We start from the raw sequence: 24,630 nt of genomic DNA, 5'->3' as shown, positions 1-24,630 counted from the left end.
ACATCACCCAGTTCAGACGGGACACGCCAGAGAACACCCGGACAGGACCCTGCTTTCAGGCGCGACCAGGTGCGCACTCAGGCTTCCCCCACCGCGGACCGGGAGCACGGCCTGCGGCGACGGGCTCGGTGATCAGGCCAGAGCCCGCGGGTGGCTGGTGGCGTAGACCTCCCGCAGGTGGTCGACGGTGACCTTCGTGTAGATCTGGGTGGTGGTGACCGAGGCGTGTCCGAGCATCTCCTGGACGACACGCACGTCCGCCCCTCCCGCCAGCAGATGCGTGGCGAAGGAGTGGCGCAGGGTGTGGGGGGAGATGCGTCGCTCGTCGGCGCAGTCCGTCCCGATGAGCCCGGCCCGCTCAGCGGCCTGCTGCAGGACGGCCCAGGCGCTCTGCCGACTCAGGGGCCTGCCCAGGGTGTTGAGGAAGACCTGCGGCACTCCCCTGCCCTTCTCAGCCAGGACCGGTCGGCCTCGCACCAGGTAGGCGTCCAGCGCCTCCCGGGCGTAGGTCCCCATGGGGACCAGGCGTTCCTTGCGTCCCTTGCCGAACAGTCTCAGCAGCCGGGAGTCGGTGTCGAGGTCGTCGACGACGAGCCCCACCGCCTCGGAGATGCGGGCGCCGGTGGCGTAGAGGACCTCCAGCAGCGCCCGGTCGCGCAGGCTCACCGGGGAGTCGTCAACGCCGGCGGCCTCCAGGAGGCGGCGGACCTCATCGATCCCTAAGGCCTTGGGCAGGCGCCTTCCGGGTTGGGGAGGGCGCACGGTGGCCGAGGGATCCTGGGAGGTGGTGCCCTCGGCCAGGAGGAACTTGTGCCAGCCTCGCACGGCGGTGACGGTTCTGGATGCCGACGACGACGCCAGCGGGCGGGCGCCGTCGGAGCCGGTGCGCAGGACCTCCAGGAAGCCGGCCACGTCGTTGCGGCTGACCTCCTGCGGGGCCGAGATGCCGGCGCTCCTCAGGTAGCGCAGGTAGCGGCCGAGGTCGCGCTCGTAGGCGCTCAGGGTGTGGGGGCTCAGCCCGCGCTCAACACGCAGGTGGGCGAGATAACCGCGCAGCCCCCGGTCCAGGACGTCGCCACGCGGATCGGGGGCGGTATCGACGGTCGGCTCCGTCGTGTGCGCTGTGCTCGTCGGAATCCGCCGACGCTCAGCCGAGCTTGGCGACCAGGCCGAGCCCGACGATCGTGATCGTCCAGATGACAGCCACCGCCACCGTGATGCGGTCGAGGTTGCGCTCGGCCACGCCGGAGGACCCGGCCGAGGAGGAGATACCGCCGCCGAACATATCCGACAGTCCTCCGCCCTTTCCCTTGTGCAGGAGGATCGACATGATGAGGAAGAAGCTCGAGAGGACGAGCAGCACCTGAAGGACGATACGCACTACGTTCACGTCACGTTCCCTTCGTTGTTGGTTCCGTCTTGCTGCGGGGGCCTCACGCTCCGGCTGGGCCCGGCGCAACTCCTGTCAGGGCCCGCGCCCCCACCTGTCCGCACGGCAGTCTACCTGCAACGCACAGGGTCCCGGACACCTCGGGGTGTGAGGTGTCCGGGACCCGGGCGGCGAGCGGTGAGACGCTACGGGAAGACGATTACTCGGCTCCTTCGTCGCGGCTCGGGTCGCTCAGGCGTAGAAGCCCGCCATGGCGGCGAAGGAGTCCGCCTTGAGGGAGGCTCCACCGACGAGCGCACCATCGACGTCGGGCTGGGCCATGAGCTCCTTGATGTTGCCGGGCTTGGCGGAGCCGCCGTAGAGGATGCGGGTGGCGTCGGCAGTGGCGTCACCGTAGTCGGCGCGCAGGGCCTCGCGGATCGCTCCGCACACCTCCTGGGCGTCCTCGGCGGTGGCGGTCTCGCCGGTGCCGATGGCCCAGATGGGCTCGTAGGCGATGACGATCTTAGCGACGTCCTCGCCGCTCCATCCCTCCAGGGCGGCGCGGATCTGCCCCAGGACGAAGTCGACGTGGGTGCCGGCCTTGCGGATCTCGAGGGCCTCGCCGCAGCACAGGATGGGGGTCATACCGGCATCGAGCACCTTACGGGCCTTGGCCCCCACGAGGGCATCGGACTCGCCATGGTACTCACGGCGCTCGGAGTGGCCCATGACCACGTAGCTGACACCGAGCTTGGTGAGCATCTCGGTGGAGATCTCACCGGTGTAGGCACCGTTGTCGTGGATGGAGACGTCCTGGGCACCGTACTTGATGCTCAGGGAGTCGGCCTCAACGACGGTCTGCACGGTACGGATGTCCGTGAAGGGCGGGATCACGAGGACCTCGCACTTGGCGTAGTCGTGGTCGTGGTCCTTGAGCTCCATGGCCAGGCCCTGGACGAGGTGGTTGGCCTCGAGGTGGTCGAGGTTCATCTTCCAGTTGCCCGCCATGAGCGGGGTGCGGTTACTCATCTGGGTTGCCTTCCTTCAGTCGTTGAGCACTGCGATACCGGGCAGGGTCTTGCCCTCGAGGAGCTCGAGGGAGGCGCCGCCGCCGGTGGAGATATGGGAGAACGTGGCCTCATCGAAGCCAAGCGTGCGCACGGCCGCGGCGGAGTCGCCACCGCCGATGACGGAGAAGGCGTCGGACTCGGAGATCGCCTTGGCCACGGCCTTGGTGCCCTCGGCGAAGGCCGGGAACTCGAAGACACCCATGGGGCCGTTCCACACCACGGTCTTGGAGGTGGCGATGGCGTCGGCGAAGATCTGTCGCGTCTGAGGGCCGATGTCCAGCCCCATCTGGTCGGCGGGCAGCCCGTCGGCGGGCACCACGGTGGCGGGGGCGTCCGCGGCGAAGGTCGGGGCCACGACGGTGTCGACGGGCAGCAGCAGCTCGACGCCGTTGGCCTTGGCGGTCTCCAGGTAGCCCTTGACGGTGTCGATCTGGTCCTTCTCCAGCAGGGAGGTGCCCACCTCGTGGCCCTGGGCGGCCAGGAAGGTGTAGGCCATGCCGCCACCGATGAGGAGACGGTCGGCCTTGCCCAGCAGGTTGGAGATGACGCCGAGCTTGTCGGAGACCTTGGAACCGCCGAGCACCACGGTGTAGGGGCGCTCGGGGTCGTTGACCGCGCGTCCCAGGGACTCGATCTCCTTGACGACGAGCAGGCCGGCTGCGGAGGGCAGCAGCTTGGCGACGTCGTAGACGGAGGCCTGCTTGCGGTGCACGACGCCGAAGCCGTCGGAGACGAAGACGTCGGCCAGGGCGGCGAGCTCGGCGGCGAAGGCCTCGCGCTCAGCGTCGTCCTTGGAGGTCTCAGCGGCGTTGAAGCGCACGTTCTCCAGCAGGACGATCTCACCGTCACCGGCTGCGGCGACGGCGGCCTTGGCGGACTCGCCCACGGTGTCCTCGGCGAGGGTCACCTTGACGCCGGTGACCTCGGCGAGGCGCTTGGCGACAGGAGCCAGGGAGTAGTCGGGGTTGACCTGCCCCTTGGGGCGTCCCAGGTGGGCGGTGATGATCACCTTGGCGCCGGCGTCGAGCAGGGCACGCAGGGTGGGCAGAGCGGCCTGGATACGGCCGTCGTCGGTGATGTTCTTGTCGGCGTCCAGCGGCACGTTGAAGTCGGAGCGGACCAGGACTCGCTTGCCCTTGAGGTCGCCCAGGGACTCGATGGTCTTCATGAAGCCTCTCATCGGTTGTGGGTGATGGTGTGGGTGTGGGACGGACGGCGCCCGCGCACGCATAGCGTGGCGCGGGCGCCGTCTTCTAGAGAGTCATGCTCTCGGTCTGGTCTCAGGCGAGCTTGGAGCCGACCAGGGCGGTCAGGCGGACCAGGGCGTTGGAGTAGCCCCACTCGTTGTCGTACCAGGAGAGGACCTTGACGAGGTTGCCGATGACCTTGGTCTCGGTGGCGTCGAAGATCGAGGTGTGCGGGTTGCTCACGATGTCGGTGGAGACGATCGGGTCCTCGGTGTACTCGAGAACGCCCTTGAGCTCACCCTCGGCAGCGGCCTTGACGGCGGCCTTGACGGCCTCGACGGAGACCTCCTTCTCAGCGATGAAGGTCAGGTCGGTCAGCGAGCCGGTCGGGGTGGGGACGCGCACGGCCAGACCGTCGAACTTGCCCTTGAGGGCGGGCAGGACGAGGGCCACGGCCTGGGCGGCACCGGTCTTGGTGGGGATCATGTTCAGCGCGGCGGCGCGAGCACGGCGGAGGTCCTTGTGCGGAGCGTCGAGGACGCGCTGGTCACCCGTGTAGGAGTGGATGGTGGTCATGATGCCGCGCTCGATGCCGAAGTTCTCGTGGAGAACCTTGGCCAGGGGGGCGAGGCAGTTGGTGGTGCACGAGGCGTTGGACACGATGTTCATCGTGGCGTTGTCGTAGTCGCCCTCGTTGACACCCATGACGAAGGTGCCGTCGACGTTCTTGGCGGGAGCGGAGATGACGACCTTCTTGGCACCACCGTCGATGTGGGCCTTGGCCTTCTCGCCGTCGGTGAAGAAGCCGGTGGACTCCACGACGACCTCGACGCCCAGGTCGCCCCAGGGCAGGTCGGCGGGGTTGCGCTGAGCGAGCACCTTGATGTGCTTGCCGTTGACGGTGATGCCATCCTCGTCGTAGGAGACCTCGCCGTCGAAACGACCGAGGATAGAGTCGTACTTGAGCAGGTGGGCCAGGGTCTTGTTGTCCGTCAGGTCGTTGACGGCGACAACCTCGATGTCGGCGCCCTGCTCGAGGGCGGCACGGAAGAAGTTGCGGCCGATCCGGCCGAAGCCGTTAATACCAACGCGGGTGGTCACTTTGTGTCCTCCTAGTGCGCCGGTTGGCGGCGCACGGTTGCTGGGCTCTTCTCACACACGGGGTGTGCTGCCGGAACTTCTTCAGCTCACATCCGAATCGGCTCCGGTACGGCCGAGTCTAGTCACACTGGGCAGGCGCTGGGAGTCACAGACCACGCCACGGGCGAACACTGTGATGCACAAGCCAATCCGAGGGGGGCGAAGACCATCGGACACCCCGGAGGCAAGGACCGAGGTCCCATCTCAGCTCAGGGCTCGAGCATCTCCTGGGTGAGGACCGACTCAGTGTCGGGGATGCCCAGCTCGTGGGCCTGCTTGTCCGCCATGGCCAGGAGTCGCCGGATACGCCCGGCCACGGCATCCTTGGTCAGCTGCGGGTCGGAGAGCTGCCCGAGCTCCTCCAGGGATGCCTGCTTGTGCGCGACCCGCAGGCGGCCGGCCTGAAGCAGGTGGGCGGGAACGTCGTCCCCCAGGATCTCGAAGGCGCGCTCGACACGGGCCCCCGAGGCCACGGCGGCGCGGGCCGAACGGCGCAGGTTGGCGTCGTCGAAGTTGGCCAGCCGGTTGGCGGTGCCCCGCGACTCGCGCCGGGATCGGCGCTCGGCCCACACCTTGAAGGCCTCCGGCGCCCCCATCCGCTCCAGGAGAACGCCGATGGCCTCACCGTCACGAACGACGACGCGGTCGGCCCCACGCACCTCTCGGGCCTTGGCGGAGATGTCGAAGCGTCGCGCGGCCCCGACCAGGGCCAGTGCGGCCTCGGAGCCGGGACAGGTGACCTCCAAGGAGGAGGACCGGCCGGGCTCGGTCAGGGAACCGCGGGCCAGGAAGGCTCCGCGCCAGGCGGCAGCGGCAGCGTTGCGCCCGCCTTGAATGACCGCCACCGGCATGCCCCGTACCGGCCGGCCTCGGTCGTCGACCAGCCCGGACAGCCGGGCCAGATCCTTGCCACGTTTGGTCACTCGCAGCACGTAGCGAGATCCTCGGTGCAGGGATCCTCCCTGGACCACCATCACCTCGGGCTCCATCCCGTAGAGCTCCTTGAGGTGCTGATGCAGCCGGCGCACGGCTCCCCCGTGATCGAGCTCGGCCTCGACGACGATGCGCCCGGAGACGATATGGAGCCCTCCGGCGAAGCGCAGCATCGCGGAGACCTCGGCCCGTCGTTGGGCGGCGTTCTCAGTGGCGACGAGCGCAAGCTCATCCTTGACGGTGACCGTCAGCGACATGGGCGGGCTCCTCGTGGTCGGGGTTCGTGATTCGGGACTGGCGACATGGTTGAGGCTGCGGCCGTTGCCGGGGCGTCCCGGGCTCTGGCGAGGCGCTGCTCGAAGGAGCACGGGCCAAGCGGCTGAGACGTCAGGGCGATGTCATACGGCGCCCGAGGCGTATCAATGGAGAATTCTTAGCCGCAGCACCCGGCAGCCGGCTGGAAGCGGCCGCCGAGAATTATGGACGATCACGGGCAGCAGGACTCTTCAATGAGTCCAGCATCACATGCCATGACGTTAGCTGAGATCGGCGACGTCCCCCAGCGCCCCCTCGAAGGCGTCACGGAAGGCGGCTGCCAGGCGCAGCGGGTCGTGGTGGCACAGGGCTTCGCCGGTGCGCACCTGTCGCAGGACGACAGTGGCCCCCATAGTTGCAGCCACGGCCTCAAGGTCGGAGACGTCCTCAACGGTGGAGGGGTCGGCCAGCACCACGTCCAGGCGTAGGTCGGGCGCGTACTGGCTCAGGACCCGAAGATGATCAGCGCTGGTCATCCCGTCGGTCTCGCCCTGCTGAACGGAGAGGTTGAGGACCACGACCTTGCGGGCCGAGGTGTTGACCAGCGCGCGACGCATGGACGGCAGGATGAGGTGCGGGAGCACTGAGGTGTACCAGGAGCCGGGCCCCAGGACCACCCATTCCGCCTCATCGATGGCACGCAACGCCTCGGGGTGGGCGTCGGCGTCCTCGGGAACCATCACCACGTTCTCCAGACGTCCGCGGGCCGAGGCCACCGCCACCTGCCCGCTGACCCGGCGCCGGTTCCCCCCGGAGACGATGTCGGCCTCAATGACCAGGGGTGAGGAGGACATGGGCACGACGCGGCCGTGGATCGTCAGCAGACGCCCCACCCAGTCAAGCCCGGCGACATCGTCCCCCAGCAGCTGCCACAGGGCCAGGATGAGCAGGTTCCCCAGGGCGTGATTGTCGAGCTCGCCCTGCCCCTCGAAACGGTGCTGGAGCACGTCTCGCCAGGTGAGGCCCCACTCGGAGTCCTCGCAGAGCGATGCCAGCGCCATTCTCAGGTCTCCTGGTGGCAGGCAGTCGAACTCCCGGCGCAGGCGTCCCGAGGAGCCTCCGTCGTCGGCGACGGTGACGACGGCGGTGAGTCGGTGGGTGACGTGGCGCAGTGCCCGGAGCGTGGCGGACAGACCGTGCCCGCCTCCCAGGGCGACGACGGCCGGTCCCTCCTCGCCACGTCGGGGCCAGCCCGCCGCATCGATCGTCGTTCCCACTGCCTACTCCCGTCCCAGATCGCGGTGCTGGACGACGACCTCGAAACCTGCCCGCCTCAATCTGGCCCCGAGCCTCTCGGCCGAGGCCACGGAGCGGTGCTTGCCGCCGGTGCAGCCCACAGCCAGAGTAACGTGAGGCTTGAGCTCATCGATGTACTGCGGGAGCGCGGGGATGAGCAGGTCGGCGTACCCGTCGACGAAGGCCGCCGCACCCTTCTGGGCGAAGACGTAGTCGGCCACCGGTGCGTCACGTCCAGTGAGGTGGCGCAGCTCGGAGACCCAGTAGGGGTTGGGGATGAAGCGCACGTCCAGGACGTGGTCGGCGTCCAGGGGAATGCCGTACTTGAACCCGAAGGACATGACGTTGATACGCAGGGCCAGGTCGGACTCGTGCGCCACGAGCTCGCGCACCCGCCGGGCGAGGTCGTGGACGGAGTAGTCGGAGGTGTCGATGACGCTGTCGGCCACGCCCCGCAGTCCCCCCAGGAGAGTGCGCTCGTGCTCGATCCCGTCGAGGACTGAGCCGCTGCCCTGCAACGGGTGGGGTCTGCGGGAGGACTCGAAGCGTCTGACCAGCACGGCGTCGGAGGCGTCCAGGAAGATGAGCCTCACGTCGGTGCCGTTGTTGCGGACCTGGCGCAGATAGTCCATGAAGTGGGAGAAGAACTCGCGACTGCGCACGTCGACCACCGCGGCGAGCCGGTGCACCCCGGCACCGACCGTCGTCATCATTCCCGACAGGGCCGGCAGCAGCTGGGGCGGCAGGTTGTCCACGACGTACCAGTCGAGGTCCTCCAGCGCGTTGGCCGCGCGCGAGCGCCCCGCCCCGGACATTCCCGTGACAATGATCATCTCGGGACGTTCTGCCGGGGGAACCGGAGGTGTGGCCTCATCGAGGGCGGGGATCTCGATGGGAACCGTGTCCTGAAGCCGCTGGCGCTTGCCGGAGGAGGGCTGAGGGCGGCGCTCGTCATGCATGCCCCAAGCATCGCACGTCCAGCTCGGCCCGCCCGTCGCCGACGCCGGTTTACCGGTAGCGTTTCATCGTTGCCAGTACTCACTGCCGCCGGTTCTCGGCGCCAGACGTCAGGAGGCCCCATGAGCTCCTCCCCCATGTCCGACCAGGCCCGCTCGCCCCGGTGCGCGTCCCAGGAGACTGCGACGCACCAGTCCGCAGCCCCGGTGCTGGGCACGCCCTGGACCAGCAGCGCGACGAAGGTGGCGTTGCTGGGCGCCGGTGAGATCGGCAAGGAGGTGGCGATCGCTCTGACCCGCCTGGGGGTGGAGGTCACGGCGATCGACCGCTATGAGGGGGCTCCGGCCCAGCAGGTGGCGCACAACGCCCTGACGGTGGACATGAGCGACTCCGAGGCGCTGACGGCCGCCATCCGTGCCAGCGGCGCCACGATCGTCGTCCCGGAGATCGAGGCGCTGGCCACCGATGCCCTGGCGGCCCTGGAGGATGCCGGTGAGGTGCGGGTGGTGCCGACCGCCCGTGCGGTACAGCTGACGATGAATCGTGAGGGCATCCGCCGCCTGGCCGCCGAGGAGCTGGGGCTGGCGACCAGTCCCTACGCCTTCGCCTCCTCCTTGGACGAGCTGCGGGCGGGGGCTCAGCGAGTGGGCTTTCCGTGCGTGGTCAAACCGGTCATGTCCTCGTCGGGCCACGGCCAGTCGGTGGCGCGCGGGCCGCAGGGCCTGGAGGCGGCCTGGCGCTATGCGGCGGCCGACGGGCGGGTCGATCGGGGCCGGGTCATTGTGGAGGGCTTCGTGCGTTTCGACACCGAGATCACTCTGCTCACGGTGCGCTGGCGTCATCCCGGCACCGGGGAGACGGTGACGAACTTCTGCGAGCCGATCGGGCACCGGCAGGTCGATGGGGACTATGTGGAGTCCTGGCAGCCGCAGCACCTGAGCCCGGTGGCCCTGGAGCGGGCACAGCAAGTGGCTGAGTCCGTGACCACGGCGCTGGGCGGCTGGGGTCTGTTCGGGGTGGAGATGTTCATCTGCGGCCAGGACGTCCTCTTCTCCGAGGTCTCACCGCGCCCCCATGACACCGGCCTGGTGACGCTGGCGAGTCAGCGCCTGAGCGAGTTCGAGCTGCACGCCCGTGCTCTGCTGGGGCTGCCCGTGGACACGACGCTGCGCTCCCCCGGTGCCTCGGTGACCATCAAGGCGACGGGCGAGTCCGCTCCTGGTGAGGGCGTGAGCTTCGCCGGCCTGGAGGAGGCGCTTGCGCAGGACGGGGTGGATCTGCGGCTGTTCGGCAAGCCCGAGGCCCACCCGGGTCGACGCCTGGGCGTCGTAGTGGCCTGCGCTGACGAGGTCGAGGTCGCCGTCGACCGGGCCCGGGCCGCGGCCCAGGCGATTCGTCCCAGCGTCTGAGCCGGCCGCCCGGGCCGCGGAGTCTCAGTGGCTACGCCCGCGGCGGTTCGTGCGTCGGAGGCACGAGGCAGGCGCCGTTGGAGGCGATGACGTCGCGGTACCAGCCGAAGGACTTCTTGCGGTAGCGGGCCAGGGTGCCGTTGCCGTCGTCGTCGCGGTCCACGTAGATGAACCCGTACCGCTTGGACATCTGGGCGGTGGAGGCCGAGACCAGGTCGATGCAGCCCCAGGAGGTGTAGCCCAGGACCTCGACGCCGTCGGCGATGGCCTCGGCGACCTGGACCAGGTGGTCGTTCATGTAGGCGATGCGGTAGTCGTCCTCGACCGTGGGGCCGTTGGGGCCGTCAACGAGAACATCCTTGGCTCCCAGGCCGTTCTCGACGATGAACAGGGGCTTGCCCCAGCGGTCCCAGTAGTCGTTGAGGATAGTGCGCAGGCCCGTCGGGTCGATCTGCCATCCCCACTCGGAGGCCTCAAGGGTGGGATTGGTCACGCCACCCATGAGGTTGCCCCGGCCGGCCTCGGCCGACTGGGTGGCGGTCTCGCACACGGACATGTAGTAGGAGAAGGAGACGAAGTCGACGGTGTGCTCCCGCAGCAGCGCGCGGTCCTCCTCGGTGATCTCCAGCTCGATGCCCTTGTCCCGCAGGGTCCGCCGCAGGTAGCCGGGGTACTCGCCGCGTACGTGGAGGTCCCCGAAGGCGTAGTTGGCGCGCTCTGCCTGCTTGGCCGCCCACACGTCCCGGGGGTCGGGGGTGAGCGGGTAGGTGGGCACGGCCAGGATCATGCAGCCGACCTGGATGTCGGGGTTGATATCGTGGGCGATCCTGGTTGCGGCCGCGGAGGCGACGAGCTCGTGGTGGATGGCCTGGTAGAGGTCCTGCTCGCTGAGCCTGTCCTTGGGCGTGGCGATGCCGCCGGACAGGAAGGGTTCGTGGAGCACGGAGTTGATCTCGTTGAAGGTGAGCCAGTACCTGACCCGCTTGCCATAGTGCTCGAACAGGGTGCGGGCGTAGCGCTCGAAGAAGCCGATGAGGCGGCGGTCGGTCCAGCCGTCGTAGGTGCGCGCCAGGTGCAGCGGGGTCTCGTAGTGGCTGATGGTGACCAGTGGCTCGATCCCGTGCTTCTCGAGCTCGTCGAGGACCCGGTCGTAGAAGGCGAGTCCCTCCTCGTTGGGCTCGGTCTCGTCGCCGAGAGGGAAGATGCGGCTCCAGGCGATGGAGAAGCGGAAGACCTTGAAACCCATCTCCGCCAGCAGGGCGATGTCCTCGGCGTAGCGGTGGTAGAAGTCAATCGCCTCGAGCTTGAGGTTGTCCGGTGTGGGGGCCTGGGTGGGCGGGGCCATGATGCCCCGGGGCATGACGTCCTGGACGGACAGGCCCTTGCCGCCCTCGTTGTAGGCGCCCTCGATCTGGTTGGCGGCAGTGGCCCCGCCCCACAGGAAACCTTCGGGGAAGTTCAGATTGCTCTCGGAAGTGGTGGACGTGGCGGTCATGTGCTGTCTCCTGATGTGTTTCTCTCTGCTTCGGTTCAGCGGTTAGGTATCGGTTCAGCGGTCGATCTCAACCACGGTGGTACTGGTGGTGACCTCGCCATCGACGATCGGGACGACGGCGCCCAGCGAGGCGGTGTTGGTGACGACAAGGATCGTGGTGGGGTCGTATCCGGCATCGCGAACCGCCTTGAGATCAACGTCTACCAGAGGCTCGCCGCGCCCGACTCGCTCACCGGCGCTCACGTTGGGGGTGAATCCCTCGCCCTTGAGATTGACGGTGTCCAGGCCGACGTGGATGAGGATCTCGACGCCGTCGTCGGTCTTGATGCCGTAGGCGTGGCCGGACTCCATGGCGGTGACGACGGTACCCGATGCCGGCGCGACGACGTGACCGTCGGAGGGAATGATGCCGACGCCGTTTCCGAGGGCACCGGAGGAGAAGACCGGGTCGGCGACGTTCTCCAACGGCATGGCGGATCCGTTCATCGGTGAGGTGAGCACGGTGGTGGGCTCGGCATCGCTCTCCTCGGAAACGACCGGGGAGGGCTCATCCGGGGCCGGATCCTTGAATCCGAGGACGAGGGTGAGAGCCAGGGAGATGACGACGGCGACGGCCATACCGATGAAGACCAGGACGAGGTTTCCGTGGTTGATCAGCGCAGGAATACCGATGAGGGAGGGGAAGACGAAGGAGGTAGTTGCCCCGTTTCCTGCTGCGACAATGATGCCCCCCACAGCACCACCGATGCAGCCGTAGAGGAAGGGACGTTTGAGAGGCAGGTTGACACCGTAGATCCCGGGCTCGGTAATGCCGGCCAGGAACCCGGACAGCGAGGCCGGTCCGGCCAGCTCCCGCATCTTCATGCTTCGCGTGCGGATCATGACGCCGAGGGTCGCGGCCGCCTGGGCCAGCACGGCTGGGAAGATCGGCCCCGCCATGAGAGAGAAGCCCGGGTCGTTGTACTGGGCGAGCATGACCGGCACCAGCCCCCAGTGCACGCCGAACATGACGAAGACCTGCCAGAAGGCTCCCATGACGGCTCCCGCCACCCAGGGCACGTGTTCGAAAAGCGCGTTCATCAATGAGGCGGTGCCGTTCGACGCCGCGGTCGTTACCGGGCCGACAGTGATGAGGGTCAGGGGGACCATGATGAGCAGCACGAGCAACGGAACTGAGAAGTTGCGGATGGATGAGGGAAGGATCTTGGTCAGCCAGCGCTGCAGACGGGACTGGAACCATACGGCCACAATGATTGGAAGGAGCGAGGAGGTGTAGGAGGCCATGACCACCGGGACACCGAAGAAGGTGACTGGGCCGCCGGCGTCGTTGAGCGCGACGATCTCGGGATACACCAGGGCTCCGGCCAGGGCGACGGCCGTCATCTCATTGGCTTTGAAGTAGCGCGCCGAGGTGATGGCCAGCAGGATCGGCAGGAAGTACAGAGCCGAGTCGCCTGCGGCATTGAGGATCGTATGGGTGGTGGAGTCCTCCTTCAGCCACCCCAGCGTCGTTGTCAGCGTCAGAAAGGCCTTGATGAGGCCCGCTCCCGCAAGCGTCCACACCACGGGGTTAATGAGGGCCGAGACCATCTTGATGAACCGGTCGAACAGGTTGCCGTCGTTGCCGGTCGATTCTTCGTCATCGCCGGTCAGGTTGGTGAGCCTGTCCAGCTCTTCATAGAGCAGCGGCACGTCGTTACCGATGACCACCTGGTACTGGCCGCCGGCCTGCACCACAGTGACGACGCCGTCGAGTGCTTTAACGGCCTCGGTCGAGGCCTTGGACTCGTCCCTGAGAACGAATCGCATACGGGTTGCGCAGTGGGTCATGGAGGCGATGTTCTCCTCGCCTCCGATATTGTCCAGCAGCCGCGGCGCCAGCGCCGCATAGTCGACCTTCGCCATTGATGTCCTCCTGAATGAGCGACCACTTCCAGGAAACAAAAAAGACCCGAGACAATGGCAGCGCCTTAACGCTGACGTGTCTCAGGTCTTGCCCCGGACGGGTCACAATCCTGTGAATCCCTCAACGGAATCCGCTACGAATGATATGAATAATCAGATCGGCAAACAAGACGGCGTCCTGTGTTACACATCACTTCGGGTAGCCTGAGGGAGGGAGGAGATCAACCGGGCGAGGTGCAGGGCGAGGTAGGCGGTCTCATCATCGGTGACGGTGGTGTTCAGGCGAATCTCCAGCAGATCCCTGATACGCCGGGCCACTCTGCAGGCATCGGGGTCGGAGGCGCGCAGGGCCTCAGCGACCAGGGAGGACGTACCATCCTCGATCTGTACCGCGGTGCGTGCGCGCACCAGGAAATAGCGCAGGTGGACCGCGAAGCGCGCAGCGTTGACGGAGTCCACGTCGAAGGCTTCGCCAAAGGACTTCTCCAGCAGTCCCATGACCTGACCAATGAGTCTCGACTGCTCGCTGGCGGCCTGGGCCGAGGGAGCGCCGATGGCAGCGGTGAAGAGGTGGAGGGCCAGTGCGACAGCCTCACCGCCAGGCAGCTGGACCTCCTGCGCGGCGTTGATCTCCTCGATCATGACCTCTGCCAGCCGCAGTTCCTCGGGATGCAGGTGGGCGACCTCGGCGCGCAGCGGATAGTCCATGATCAGCCCTTGGCGGACGCGCTCCATGGCCTGGTTGATGTGGTCGACGACGGCGATCAGGGTCGAGGAGGGAACATCCGTGTTCAGGCCCCGGGCCGCCTTGCGGAAGACCCGCTCGATGAGTATCAAGCGCTCCAACGGGATCCCGGCGATGACCTCCGCCACCGACTGGGCGCTGTCGGCCGGGATGTAGCGGCGGGAGATGAGGGAGACATCGACGTCCTGGCCGCGCTTACGCTGAAAGCCGAGACCTCGGCCAGTCAGGATCACCTCGCGCCCGATCTCGTCGCGCGCGAGCACGACGTTGTTGTTGAGCACCCGCAGTATCTCCACGAACCGATTGTGCCATGAGCCGTTCGTCCCCGAATGGCGAAGGGGCGAGCGGCCACTGGCACGAGATGAGAGATGCCCCCATGCCCCCGTGGACAGCCCCGATGCCGGTGAGACCGACTCAGTCCTGCTCAGTCCTGCAGGCCCACCATGACGGAGGAGGCCTTGACGACGGCGACCGCCTTCTTGCCCTCTGCCAGCTCGAGCTCCTCGATGGCCGCGTTGGTGATGGAGGAGGTGATGATGACGCCGGGGGCGACCTCGATCTTGACGACGCCGTTGACGGCGCCCTTCTCAACGGATACGACAGTGCCGGGCAGCTGGTTGCGGGCGGAGATCCTCATACGGGGTTTCCTTTCGAGTCGACGCCAGTCCAGCACACCGTGAGCTCACGCTACTGCTTGGTATCTGGACTGTTGAGGTGAGCCAGGATAGTACCCGCCAAAGCCGGTCCGATGCCCTTGACACGGGTGATGTCGTCCGCGTCGGCCTGGCGGATGCGTGTGACCGAGCCGAATTCCCGCAGAAGGGCCGCCTGACGAGCCGGTCCCAGGCCGGGGATCCCGTCCAGGACGGAGCGGGTCAGGCCTGCCGAGCGCTTCTTGCGGTGGTGGGTGATGGCGAAGCGGTGGGACTCGTCGCGCAGGTGCTGGAGCAGGTAGAGGGCAGGTGACGTGCGCGGCAGGATGACGGGGAACTCCTCCCCCGGCACCCACACTTCTTCCAGGCGCTTGGCCAGGCCGATGAGCGGAACATCGATGCCGAGCTCGTTGAGGACCGAACGGGCGGCATTGACCTGCGGCAGACCGCCGTCGACGACGACCAGCCCGGGTGCGTAGGAGAAGCGCCGGGCCTTGCCGGTCTCGGGGTCGATAGGGCCGGAGGCGACGGCGACGCCCTCGGCGTCCTCGATCTCCTCGGCCGCACGGGCGGCCGCCTCGCCCTGTCCCTGCTCTGCGATGAGCCGTTTGAACCGGCGAGTGAGGACCTCGTGCATGGCAGCGGTGTCGTCGGCGGCTCCACTGCCGTCCTGGCCGCGCACGGTGAAGCGCCGGTAGTCGGACTTGCGGGGGGCACCGTCCTCGAAGACGACCATGGAGCCGACCTGGTAGGTGCCCTGGGTGTGGGAGATGTCGTAGCACTCGACGCGCAGGGGCGCCTCGGACAGGTCGAGGGCCTCGGCGAGCTCATCGAGGGCGAGGGTGCGCTGGGTGAGGTCTCCCGCCCGTCGGGTCTTGTGCAGCCGCAGGGCCTCTTCCGCGTTCTTGCGCACCGTGTCCATGAGGGCGGCCTTGTCGCCGCGCTGCGGGACGCGCAGGTCGACCTTCGCTCCACGCAGGCCGGCCAACCAGGCTCGCACGGTGGCGGCGTTGCTGGGCATCTCGGGGACCAGGATCTCCTTGGGCACCGCTGTGGTCGCTGTGTGGGCGACGTCGTCGACGCTCGTGGCCGCCGACTCCCCGTTGCGCCGGGAGGCGTCACCGTTGGAGCCGTTGGGACCGTTGCGGGGCAGGGGGCTGGACGGGGCGCGCTCCCCCACCCCGACGGAGGTGGTGGTACCCGAGGAGGTGGGGGCGCCGCTGTGGTGGACGGCGCCGGCGTCGGCCGGATCGATGAGGGAGGCGTAGACCTGCTCCAGGAGGCGTTCGATGAGCTCGGCGTCCCCGGCGTCGTCGATGAGGTCGACGACCCAGCCGCGCTGCCCGCGCACCCGGCCGCCGCGGACGTGGAAGACCTGAACGGCTGCCTCGAGCTCGTCGCGGACCAGGGCGAAGACGTCGGCGTCGGTGGCGTCGGGCAGGACGACGGCGTTGCCCTCGATGACCTTGCGCAGTGCGGCGGCGTCGTCACGCAGGCGGGCGGCCTTCTCGAAGTCGAGGGAGGCAGCAGCGGCCTTCATCTCCGCCTCGACCTGACGCAGGTAGGGACCGGTGCGCCCAGCCATGAAGGCGCAGAAGTCCTCGGCCAGCGCCCGATGGTCCTGCGGGCTGATACGGCCCACACAGGGGGCGGAGCACTTATCGATGTACCCCAGCAGGCAGGGACGCCCCGAGGCCTGGGCACGGCGGAAGACCCCGACGGAGCAGGAGCGCACCGGGAACACCCGCAGCAGCTGGTCGACGGTCTCGCGGATGGACCAGGCCTGGACGAAGGGACCGAAGTAGCGGGTTCCCGGTTTGCGGGCCCCGCGGACCACCTGCACGCGGGGGTAGGTCTCCCCCATCGTGACCGCCAGGTAGGGGTAGGACTTGTCGTCCTTGTACATGACATTGAAACGGGGGTTGAACTCCTTGATCCAGGAGTACTCCAGGGCCAGGGACTCCACCTCGGTGGACACGACCGTCCATTCCACGGCGCATGCGGTGGTGACCATCTTCTGGGTGCGCGGGTGCAGGGCGGCAAGGTCCTGGAAGTAGCTGGACAGGCGCTGACGCAGGTTCTTGGCCTTGCCGACGTAGATGACGCGCCCCTGCCCGTCCAGGAATCGGTAGACCCCCGGGGACGTGGGGATCTCGCCCGGGGCAGGACGGTACGTCGAGGGGTCGGCCATGCCCGCAAGGGTAGACGCCCATCATCCTCGTTCACGACACGCCACCTAAAGCACCACGTTCACGCCGATAACCCGCGAACGACGGAGGGCCCGAGCCGGTACGGCTCGGGCCCTCATCATGGTAGTGGGCGATACTGGGATCGAACCAGTGACCTCTTCCGTGTCAGGGAAGCGCGCTCCCGCTGCGCCAATCGCCCGAGGTGGGTACCGGATTCGAACCGGTGTAAACGGCTTTGCAGGCCGGTGCCTAGCCTCTCGGCCAACCCACCATGAGATGCTGGGGCTGGGCGCTCCCGGCTCCTCGGAGCGGATGACGGGACTCGAACCCGCGACCCTCACCTTGGCAAGGTGATGCTCTACCAACTGAGCCACATCCGCATGATTCCTCACGGTTCGGCCGAACCGCTCGGTGCTGGAAAACCATAGCATCACGATCGCAGTGACAGGCAAACAGCATCGCGGTGATTCACCTCACCGGGCAGCCGTTTGCTCCGGGGGCACCGGCCTGGCTATGGTTAGCGCCGCACCGGGCGATTGGCTCAGGGGTTAGAGCGCCTCGTTCACACCGAGGAGGTCACTGGTTCGATTCCAGTATCGCCCACCGGACAGCACTTCACTTTCCTCACGCTTGCCCCCTCTTTGGAGGGCAAGCGTTTTCTCATTCCTACTCAGCGCAGTGGCGCCGGACCCGATGACTGAGAGTCCGGCGCCACCGTGCAGCGGCCAGCAGCGGCCAGCAAGGTCGCGACCAACGGCTCGTTCAGATCCGGGTGCCGTCGGCGATCCTTCCGGGCGAGCCCTCCGCTTCCACGAGCGCCTCACCGGTGGCGACGACGCCGGCACCGAAGGTCCAGTCGCCGTCCACGGTCAACGACTGCGCGTCCTTGATGGAGGGGACTCCGTCAGGGAACCGGGCCTCGAAGTCCTGGATCTTCTTGTAGAAGCGCGGGTCGAGACTCACGGTGCAGGCCCGCTCCGGGACCATCTGCAGCAGACCGTCGTCGTCGACCTCGTAGACGTCCGAGCGCACCAGCAGTAGGTCGTTGGTGGTCTTGACCGGAAGGAAGCGGGAGCGCGGCACCTCGATGGCGGTCGCGCCCTCGAAGGCCTCCACAGCGGCACCCATGGCGGTCTCGAGCTGGATGACCGGCGTCGAGGATGAGTCGGCGGGGTCCACCGTCTTGCTGTTCCTGATGAGCGGAAGCCCGAGGATCCCTCCCCGCTCGACCAGGGTGTCGCGCAGCACCTTGAGGTCGAACCAGAGGTTGTTCGTGTGGAAGAAGGGGTGGCGGAACTGGTCGGTGAAGTAGTGCATCTGGTCCTCGGGGGTCTGCGCCGTGTCGCGCAGGATGATGCGCCCGTCGCTCTTGCGTACGGCCAGGTGGCCGCCCTTGACGTCGGCCGGAGTGCGGCGGCACATCTCCGGGGCATAGGGTGCGCCGGAGGCGGCGAACCAGCCGGCGATCCTGGCCGAGGGCGCCGCGCCGAGGTTGTCGGAGTTGGCGGTCATGGCGTACCGGTAGCCCTTGTCCAGGAGGGCGTCCAGCAGCCCGGAGGCGAGCAGGGCGGTGTAGATGTCGCCATGGCCCGGAGGGCACCACTCGAGCTCGGGGTCGGCCTCCCACTCCACGGGAGTCAGATCGTCAGCGCGCAGCTTGGGCTCGCGGTTCTGCAGGAAGTCCAGGGGCAGGCCGTCGACCCGGATCTCGGGGTGCTCGGCCAGCACCTCGAGGGAGTCCTCGCGGGTGCGGAAGGAGTTCATGAGGATCAGCGGCAGGCTCACGTCGTAGCGTCGACGCGCCGCCAGGACCTGATCGACCAGCAGGTCCAGGAAGGTCTTGCCGTCACGCACCGGCAGGAGGGACTTGGCGCGATCCAGGCCCATCGAGGTGCCCAGTCCCCCGTTGAGCCGGATGAGGACCGTCTTGCTCAGCGCCTCGCGGGCCGCCTCCTCGCTGACCTCGACGTCAGCCAGAGAGTCGATCTGCGTCAGGGGCTCGATGGTCTCCTCGGGGATGAGTCCGGTGGCCCCCGCCTCCAGGGACTGGTAGTAGTGGGTGAAAACCGTGATGGCCTGCTCGGCGACGCCGGCGTCGCGCATCTTGTGCTGGGCTGAAGTGAGTCCGTTCTCGCTCATGACACGCAGCCTATCCCAGCCTGACCGTTCTTGTGCAACTTTGTTCGACTCTGTTCGTTCTTGAGTGATCTGTCCTTTCCTCGTTCTCGAGTTATCCACAGGGAACTTGTACCCCCTTCACGACATCGATGACTCCCCCTTACTCTCAGATGAACCGGTTGAGTGACACGTGCTCACCGCCGAGCACCGAGTGACGAGGAGAACCGTCATGTCCATGCCGCCCACTGTCGGACCGAATGTCGCCCTGGTCCTGCAGCGACTGGACCTCATCGAGAGGAAGATCGACTGGCTCGCGGAGCGCGTCACCTGGCTGACCTACTCCTCCGCCACCCCGACGCAGGAGAGCAGCGTCTCCCCCGCCACAGCGAGCAGCGGCAGCCCCGGTGTCGCCCCGAAGGCGTCTGCCGCCGCCGACGTCGCTGACGAGCACGCCGGTTCCTCACCCATCAGCGCCCCCTCCCAGCCGGAGACGGCTCCCCCCTCGATCCCCCCGGCGGCAAGAGCTGCCTCTCAGGGCTCCTGGCAGCCCCTCAATGAGGCTGTCGCTCAGGCTTCCGTCAGCGAGGCGCTCCCCGCGGACAAGGACGCCCGCCCCACGACGGCCACGGCTTCGAACGCTCCCCGAGTCCCCCAGAACGAGGTGCCGCCTGCCCAGCGTTATCAGCCCCCCGCCCCCATGGAGCCCGCGCGAGCCTACGCACCCCAGGCGGGCCCGACTCCGATGCAGCATGTCCCCATGGCGGGCAACGCCCCGCATATGCAGGCGACCAATCAGGCGGGACCGGCAGGCGCCGGGCAGGCACGCGGCGCTGAGGCCGAGGCAGTTCCGGGCTGGGCCCAGCGAGCGATGCGGGAGGGCAACCTCGGGCGCTATCTGCTCTCCGGCGCCGCAGCGGTGCTCGTGCTGTCTGCCGGGGTCAGTCTGCTGGCTCTCGTTTGGGACTCCATTCCCAACCCCGTCAAGATCCTGGGACTGGCACTCATCGCGATCACGATGACAGCGGCCGGGGCTCGGCTGGGACTCAGTCATCCCCGTCACCGTGTCGCCGCGGCAACGATCACGGGAACCGGTGGGGGGCTGGGTTTCGTCGCCATCGTGGGGGCCGTTCTTCTCGGCGGGATGCTCCGCCCGGAGCCCGCTCTGGTCCTCATGGCCTGCTGGGGCCTCGTGCTCCTGGCCGTGTCCCACATGACACGGGTGCTGTTCACAGCGGTCGTCTCCACTCTCGGTGCCCTGGTGACCATCTGGTTCGCAGTCAGCCACGTGGCGCTCCAGCCACAGGCAGCGCTCATCACGTGGCTGATGGTCAGTATCTATGTCACGGTGCTGGCACTGACCTGCACCGTCCTGTCGCGCAACACCGGACGGATGAGGCAGGCCGCCTGGTACCCGGTGACCTCGATGGCGGCAACGGCAACCGCCCTCATCGCCACGCCGATCCACCCGATGCTGCGCGTCTCCACCGTCGGCGGCACCAGCATCCCTCTCATCCTGTGCCTGCTGCTGGTGTGCCAGACCATTCACGCGAGCACACGGCTGTGGAGTATTGGGGTCAAGACCTCGGGCTGGGACTGGGGCCTCACCGTGGCGGTGCTCATGGTGGGGTTCATCAACCTGCTGACGGGGCAGACGAGTCTCCACCTGGCGCATACCGTCGTCGTCATCACCTACCTCCTCGAGCTCCTCCTGCTGGCCGCGGCGGCGCTCGCCATACTCCCGGCCTACTGCCCCGATCGCTGGCGCCGTGCCATGGCAATCGGGCACGAGGTCGCATTCTTCCCCCTCGCACTGACCGGTATGGTGATCATTGACGACCCCCGAGTCCATCTCTTCGTCGTCGTCGCAGCGATGCTGTGCCTTCTCCCGGCCATCCTGAACGGAAGAGTGGAGCCGGCCCCGATCCTGGCCCTCCTCGGGACGGCGCCGATTCTCGTGCCCCCGGGCACTGCTTACTCCCGCAGCGATTCCTGGTCGCTGATCATCTCCGTGGTGATCTCTGCGCTCATGGTGAGCGTGGCCGAAGGGCTCGGCGACCGCGTCGCCCGCAGCTCCCCAACCCAGGCTCCGTATGCCGCAGCTACACGCACTCAGCCCCGGATGCAAGCCTTGCGGGCGGCCCTGGCGGTAGTGGCCTTCAACATCACCGTCCTCGCTCCGTTCCTGGGCTCCGGCTTCGTGGAGGACTCCCGGGGCACCTGGACGGCCCTGCGCATGGTTCCGGGGCTCGTGACGATCGCACTCATCGCGCTGGGGGCGGTCTCTAGTGACGCCACGCCTCTGCGAGTGCTCAGTGGGCAGTGCCGAGGAGCCCGTTACCGGGTAGGCCCCCATGGTGCGGCCCTGCCCGACCCGGCAGGGAGACAGACGGGGGCACCGGCACCGTCCTGGATCGTCTCGGGAATGGTGACCGTGCTGGCACTGGTGACGCTGTCGTGGGCTGAGGCCGCGTCCTCGACGATCTGGATGCTGCTACTGGTCGCCGTCGCCCTGGGGCTGGGAGCCAGCGCCACGTGGCTTCTGCTTCCCTGGAGGCGGAGTGCGGAGGTGTGCCTGAGCCTTGCGATCGGCAACTCGTTGCTCATGTGGTTCTCAGTCATGGTGGCCACCGAAACGGGCCCGAGCTCGGTCCTCATGTCGGTGCTGGTGCTGCTGACGGGCGGAGCCTGCATCGTCTTCGGTTTCGGGGCACGTTTGACGATCCTGCGCCACTACGGACTGACTCTGGTGCTTCTGTCCGTGCTCAAGCTCGCCGTTGTGGACGTGGCCTCGCAGAACTCGATCATTCGAGTCATCTCTCTGGCGGCCGCGGGTGTCGTCTGCTTCGTCCTCTCGCTGCTCTACAACCGCTTCGCGCAGGAGCAGCGTCGTGAGCGCGACCAGGTCCCCATGGGTCCCGGGAACATGTGAGGGCGGCGGGGATCCGACCGGGGATCCGACGTCGAGCCGTCCAGCAGAGCCAGACCGGAGCGGGTAGGGGCGTCAGCCTCGGGCGGCCTCAAGCACCGGAGCCAGGAACCGGCCGGTGTAGGACGACTCGGTGGCCGAGACCTTCTCCGGGGTCCCGGCCACGACGACGGTTCCCCCGCCCTTGCCGCCCTCGGGTCCCATGTCGATGACCCAGTCGGCGTTGGCGATGACGTCGAGGTTGTGCTCGATGACGACCACGGAGTTGCCCTTGTCCACCAGTCCCTGAAGCACCCCGAGCAGCTTGCGGATGTCCTCGAAGTGCAACCCGGTGGTCGGCTCATCCAGGACGTAGATGGTGCGGCCGGTGGAGCGGCGCTGCAGCTCGGTGGCGAGCTTGACGCGCTGGGCCTCACCGCCGGAGAGCGTGGTGGCCGACTGGCCCAGGCGCACATACCCCAGTCCCACCTCGACCAGGGTGTTGAGGTGGCGGGAGATGACCGAGGAGGCGGAGAAGAACTCGGCAGCCTGGTGGATGGTCATGTCCAGGACGTCGGCGACCGTCTTGTCCTTGTAGCGGATCTCCAGGGTCTCCCGGTTGTAGCGGGCGCCGTGACAGACCTCGCAGGGGACGTAGACGTCGGGCAGGAAGTTCATCTCGATCTTGAGCGTGCCGTCACCCTTGCAGGACTCGCAGCGTCCGCCCTTGACGTTGAAGGAAAAGCGCCCGGGTCCATAGCCGCGCACCTTCGACTCGGGCACGGCCGCGAAGATCTTGCGGATGTGGTCCCACACCCCGGTGTAGGTGGCGGGATTGGAGCGGGGGGTGCGTCCGATCGGTGACTGGTCGACGTGGACCACCTTGTCCAGGTGCTCCACTCCCCGCACCGTCTTGTGCCTGCCGGGCACGCCGCGGGCACGGTTGAGCCTGTTGGCGAGCACCTGGAAGAGGATGGAGTTGACCAGGGAGGACTTTCCCGAGCCGGATACACCCGTGACGGCGGTGAGCACACCGAGCGGGAAGGAGACGGTGACATCCTTGAGGTTGTTCTCGCGGGCGCCGACGACGGTGACCTCACGACCCTTGTCCCGCTTGCGCCGAGTGGCGGGGATCTCGATCTGACGCCGTCTGGCCAGGTAGTCGCCGGTGACCGAGCCCTCGGCTCCGGCCAGGCCCGCGACGTCACCGGAGTAGACGACCTCACCGCCCAGCTCGCCGGCTCCAGGCCCGATGTCAACGATCCAGTCGGCTGAGCGGATGGTGTCCTCGTCGTGCTCGACGACGATGAGCGTGTTGCCCAGGTCCCGCAGTCGCTGGAGGGTCTCGATGAGTCGGGTGTTGTCGCGCTGGTGCAGGCCGATACTGGGCTCGTCCAGGACGTAGAGGACGCCCACCAGGCCCGAGCCGATCTGCGTGGCCAGGCGGATGCGCTGGGCCTCACCCCCGGAGAGCGTGGCCGCGCCGCGGGCCAGGCTGAGGTAGTCCAGCCCCACGTCCACGAGGAAGCCGAGGCGCGCGTTGATCTCGGTCAGGACGCTGCCGGCGATCTGGGCGGCCTGGCCGGTGAGGTTGAGGTTGGCCAGGAAGTCTCTGGCCTCAGCGATCGGCAGCTCGCACAGCTGAGCGATGGACAGCTCGCCCACGCGCACGGCCAGTACCTCGGGCTTGAGCCGGGCCCCGGCACAGGCGGGGCAGGGGATCTCACGCATGTAGGCCTGGTAGCGCTCCCGAGACCAGTCGGACTCGGTCTCGTCATGCTTGCGCATAACGTAGTCGAGAACCCCCTCGAAGCCGGTGGAGTAGATGCGTTCGCGCCCCCAACGGTTGCGGTAGGTGACCTTGACCTCGTAGTCCTTGCCGCGCAGGATCGCCTCCCGGGCGCGCGCCGGCAGGGCGCACCAGGGGGTGTCGACGTCGAAGGAGAGCTCCTTGCCCAGGGCCTCGAGCTGACGGGTGAAGTACTTCTGGTGGCTCGACCAGGGGGCGACGGCGCCCTCGGCCAGGGTCAGCTCCTCGTCGGGAACGACGAGCTCGGGGTCGACCTCGAGCCGGGTGCCGATCCCGGTGCAGGCGGGGCAGGCGCCGTAGGGGGCGTTGAAGGAGAAGGTGCGCGGCTCCATCTCGTCCAGGGCCAGGGGGTGCTCGTTGGGGCAGGCGCGCTTCTCGGAGTAGCGTCGCTCCCGGTCGGGGTCGTCCTCAGGCAGGTCGACCTGTTCAATGATGACCAGGCCCTCGGCCAGGCCGAGGGCCGTCTCCACCGAGTCGGTGAGGCGCTGGCGGATGCCCTCGCGGACGACGAGCCGGTCGACGATGACCTCGATGTCATGCTTGAGGCGCTTGTTGAGGGTCGGGGGGTTGTCGAGGCGCTCGGAGGCGCCGTCGACGCGCACCCGGTTGAAGCCGCGCCCGCGCAGCTCGCCGAAGAGCTCGGAGTACTCGCCCTTGCGTCCGCGCACCACTGGGGCGAGGACCTGGAAACGAGTGCCTTCGGGCAGGGAGCGGACCTGGTCGACGATCTGCTGCGGGGTCTGGGAGGAGATGACGGCGTCACAGACCGGGCAGTGCTGGACGCCGGCCCGCGCGTAGAGCAGGCGCAGGTAGTCATAGATCTCCGTCACGGTGCCCACCGTGGATCGGGGGTTGCGCGAGGTGGACTTCTGGTCGATGGACACGGCCGGGCTCAGGCCCTCGATGAGCTCGACATCAGGCTTGTCCATCTGCCCGAGGAACTGACGGGCGTAGGAGGACAGGGACTCCACGTAGCGGCGCTGCCCCTCGGCGAAGATCGTGTCGAAGGCGAGGGAGGACTTGCCCGATCCCGACAGCCCGGTGAAGACGATCATCGTGTCGCGCGGCAGGTCCAGGTCGACGCCCTTGAGATTGTGCTCGCGGGCCCCACGGATGATGAGAGAGTCGTTCACGGGATTCGAGTCTAAGGGTTGACTGCACGTCCCGCGCGTCGCACATGTGTTCGACGTG

At 67.7% G+C, this 24,630-nt stretch carries 17 protein-coding genes and 4 tRNA genes; 3 read left to right on the top strand and 18 right to left on the bottom strand.

What is annotated here, in order from left to right:
• Positions 1-132 precede the first annotated feature (132 nt).
• The 8 genes from xerD to rapZ all read right to left on the bottom strand — a co-directional run bounded on the left by xerD (position 133) and on the right by rapZ (position 8,212).
• Positions 133-1,056, bottom strand: a complete 924-nt coding sequence (gene xerD, locus BKH32_RS06505; protein WP_081376723.1) for a site-specific tyrosine recombinase XerD — start codon at positions 1,054-1,056, stop codon at positions 133-135.
• 91 nt (positions 1,057-1,147) lie between these two features.
• Positions 1,148-1,390 (bottom strand): preprotein translocase subunit SecG, encoded by a 243-nt coding sequence (gene secG / locus BKH32_RS06500; protein ID WP_060957940.1) that lies wholly within the window; start codon positions 1,388-1,390, stop codon positions 1,148-1,150.
• Between the two features lie 231 nt (positions 1,391-1,621).
• Positions 1,622-2,401: a triose-phosphate isomerase gene (gene tpiA / locus BKH32_RS06495; RefSeq protein ID WP_075249180.1), complete on the bottom strand. Its 780-nt coding sequence runs from the start codon at positions 2,399-2,401 to the stop codon at positions 1,622-1,624.
• A 15-nt stretch (positions 2,402-2,416) separates the two neighbouring features.
• Positions 2,417-3,610, bottom strand: a complete 1,194-nt coding sequence (locus tag BKH32_RS06490; protein WP_075249179.1) for a phosphoglycerate kinase — start codon at positions 3,608-3,610, stop codon at positions 2,417-2,419.
• 112 nt (positions 3,611-3,722) lie between these two features.
• Entirely contained in the window at positions 3,723-4,730 is a 1,008-nt protein-coding gene (gene gap, locus BKH32_RS06485; protein ID WP_075249178.1) for a type I glyceraldehyde-3-phosphate dehydrogenase, read from the bottom strand.
• 248 nt (positions 4,731-4,978) lie between these two features.
• Positions 4,979-5,959: a DNA-binding protein WhiA gene (gene whiA / locus BKH32_RS06480; protein ID WP_070658940.1), complete on the bottom strand. Its 981-nt coding sequence runs from the start codon at positions 5,957-5,959 to the stop codon at positions 4,979-4,981.
• A 279-nt stretch (positions 5,960-6,238) separates the two neighbouring features.
• Positions 6,239-7,234, bottom strand: a complete 996-nt coding sequence (locus tag BKH32_RS06475; protein ID WP_075249177.1) for a gluconeogenesis factor YvcK family protein — start codon at positions 7,232-7,234, stop codon at positions 6,239-6,241.
• Positions 7,235-7,237: 3 nt separating this feature from the next.
• On the bottom strand, positions 7,238-8,212 hold the full coding sequence (gene rapZ / locus BKH32_RS06470; RefSeq protein ID WP_075249176.1) for an RNase adapter RapZ: 975 nt from the start codon (positions 8,210-8,212) through the stop codon (positions 7,238-7,240).
• Between the two features lie 120 nt (positions 8,213-8,332).
• Here rapZ and purT point away from each other — a divergent pair, with 120 nt between their 5' ends.
• Complete coding sequence (gene purT, locus BKH32_RS06465; protein ID WP_075249175.1) at positions 8,333-9,619, top strand: formate-dependent phosphoribosylglycinamide formyltransferase; 1,287 nt, start codon at positions 8,333-8,335, stop codon at positions 9,617-9,619.
• A 31-nt stretch (positions 9,620-9,650) separates the two neighbouring features.
• Here the strand turns inward: purT and BKH32_RS06460 are convergent, their stop codons facing one another.
• From BKH32_RS06460 to BKH32_RS06425, 8 genes are all read right to left on the bottom strand, one after another.
• Positions 9,651-11,114 (bottom strand): glycoside hydrolase family 1 protein, encoded by a 1,464-nt coding sequence (locus BKH32_RS06460; RefSeq protein WP_075249174.1) that lies wholly within the window; start codon positions 11,112-11,114, stop codon positions 9,651-9,653.
• Between the two features lie 54 nt (positions 11,115-11,168).
• A complete protein-coding gene (locus tag BKH32_RS06455) occupies positions 11,169-13,019 on the bottom strand; it encodes a beta-glucoside-specific PTS transporter subunit IIABC (protein WP_075249173.1) in 1,851 nt (616 codons plus the stop codon).
• A 183-nt stretch (positions 13,020-13,202) separates the two neighbouring features.
• Complete coding sequence (locus tag BKH32_RS06450; RefSeq protein WP_075249172.1) at positions 13,203-14,060, bottom strand: PRD domain-containing protein; 858 nt, start codon at positions 14,058-14,060, stop codon at positions 13,203-13,205.
• Between the two features lie 128 nt (positions 14,061-14,188).
• Positions 14,189-14,401 carry a TOBE domain-containing protein gene (locus BKH32_RS06445; protein ID WP_075249171.1) on the bottom strand — a complete coding sequence of 71 codons (213 nt, stop codon included), beginning with the start codon at positions 14,399-14,401 and terminating at the stop codon, positions 14,189-14,191.
• A 50-nt stretch (positions 14,402-14,451) separates the two neighbouring features.
• A complete protein-coding gene (gene uvrC / locus BKH32_RS06440) occupies positions 14,452-16,608 on the bottom strand; it encodes an excinuclease ABC subunit UvrC (protein WP_075249170.1) in 2,157 nt (718 codons plus the stop codon).
• A 125-nt stretch (positions 16,609-16,733) separates the two neighbouring features.
• A tRNA-Val gene (locus BKH32_RS06435) sits at positions 16,734-16,805 on the bottom strand.
• A 1-nt stretch (position 16,806) separates the two neighbouring features.
• Positions 16,807-16,877 (bottom strand) — tRNA-Cys (locus BKH32_RS06430).
• A 36-nt stretch (positions 16,878-16,913) separates the two neighbouring features.
• Positions 16,914-16,986, bottom strand: a tRNA-Gly gene (locus BKH32_RS06425).
• A gap of 150 nt (positions 16,987-17,136) precedes the next feature.
• Here BKH32_RS06425 and BKH32_RS06420 point away from each other — a divergent pair.
• Positions 17,137-17,209 (top strand) — tRNA-Val (locus BKH32_RS06420).
• A gap of 159 nt (positions 17,210-17,368) precedes the next feature.
• Here BKH32_RS06420 and BKH32_RS06415 read toward each other — a convergent pair.
• Complete coding sequence (locus tag BKH32_RS06415; protein ID WP_075249169.1) at positions 17,369-18,745, bottom strand: UTP--glucose-1-phosphate uridylyltransferase; 1,377 nt, start codon at positions 18,743-18,745, stop codon at positions 17,369-17,371.
• Between the two features lie 208 nt (positions 18,746-18,953).
• Here BKH32_RS06415 and BKH32_RS06410 point away from each other — a divergent pair, with 208 nt between their 5' ends.
• Positions 18,954-21,653 carry a DUF2339 domain-containing protein gene (locus tag BKH32_RS06410; protein ID WP_075249168.1) on the top strand — a complete coding sequence of 900 codons (2,700 nt, stop codon included), beginning with the start codon at positions 18,954-18,956 and terminating at the stop codon, positions 21,651-21,653.
• Positions 21,654-21,725: 72 nt separating this feature from the next.
• Here the strand turns inward: BKH32_RS06410 and uvrA are convergent, their stop codons facing one another.
• Positions 21,726-24,572 (bottom strand): excinuclease ABC subunit UvrA, encoded by a 2,847-nt coding sequence (gene uvrA / locus BKH32_RS06405; protein WP_075249167.1) that lies wholly within the window; start codon positions 24,570-24,572, stop codon positions 21,726-21,728.
• Positions 24,573-24,630 lie beyond the last annotated feature (58 nt).

Origin of the sequence: Actinomyces oris (genome assembly GCF_001929375.1) — a bacterium.
Taxonomy (GTDB): domain Bacteria; phylum Actinomycetota; class Actinomycetes; order Actinomycetales; family Actinomycetaceae; genus Actinomyces; species Actinomyces oris_B.
Note: the sequence above shows the minus strand (reverse complement) of the source record. Positions and strands in the feature narration are given on the sequence as shown.

Coding starts and splice junctions, on each gene's coding strand:
- BKH32_RS06415 (WP_075249169.1), bottom strand. CDS start 18,745: ATGAGCGAGAACGGACTCACTTCAGCCCAGCACAAGATGCGCGACGCC.
- BKH32_RS06490 (WP_075249179.1), bottom strand. CDS start 3,610: ATGAAGACCATCGAGTCCCTGGGCGACCTCAAGGGCAAGCGAGTCCTG.
- tpiA (WP_075249180.1), bottom strand. CDS start 2,401: ATGAGTAACCGCACCCCGCTCATGGCGGGCAACTGGAAGATGAACCTC.
- rapZ (WP_075249176.1), bottom strand. CDS start 8,212: ATGCATGACGAGCGCCGCCCTCAGCCCTCCTCCGGCAAGCGCCAGCGG.
- uvrC (WP_075249170.1), bottom strand. CDS start 16,608: ATGGCCGACCCCTCGACGTACCGTCCTGCCCCGGGCGAGATCCCCACG.
- whiA (WP_070658940.1), bottom strand. CDS start 5,959: ATGTCGCTGACGGTCACCGTCAAGGATGAGCTTGCGCTCGTCGCCACT.
- BKH32_RS06460 (WP_075249174.1), bottom strand. CDS start 11,114: ATGACCGCCACGTCCACCACTTCCGAGAGCAATCTGAACTTCCCCGAA.
- purT (WP_075249175.1), top strand. CDS start 8,333: ATGAGCTCCTCCCCCATGTCCGACCAGGCCCGCTCGCCCCGGTGCGCG.
- BKH32_RS06445 (WP_075249171.1), bottom strand. CDS start 14,401: ATGAGGATCTCCGCCCGCAACCAGCTGCCCGGCACTGTCGTATCCGTT.
- BKH32_RS06410 (WP_075249168.1), top strand. CDS start 18,954: ATGTCCATGCCGCCCACTGTCGGACCGAATGTCGCCCTGGTCCTGCAG.
- BKH32_RS06455 (WP_075249173.1), bottom strand. CDS start 13,019: ATGGCGAAGGTCGACTATGCGGCGCTGGCGCCGCGGCTGCTGGACAAT.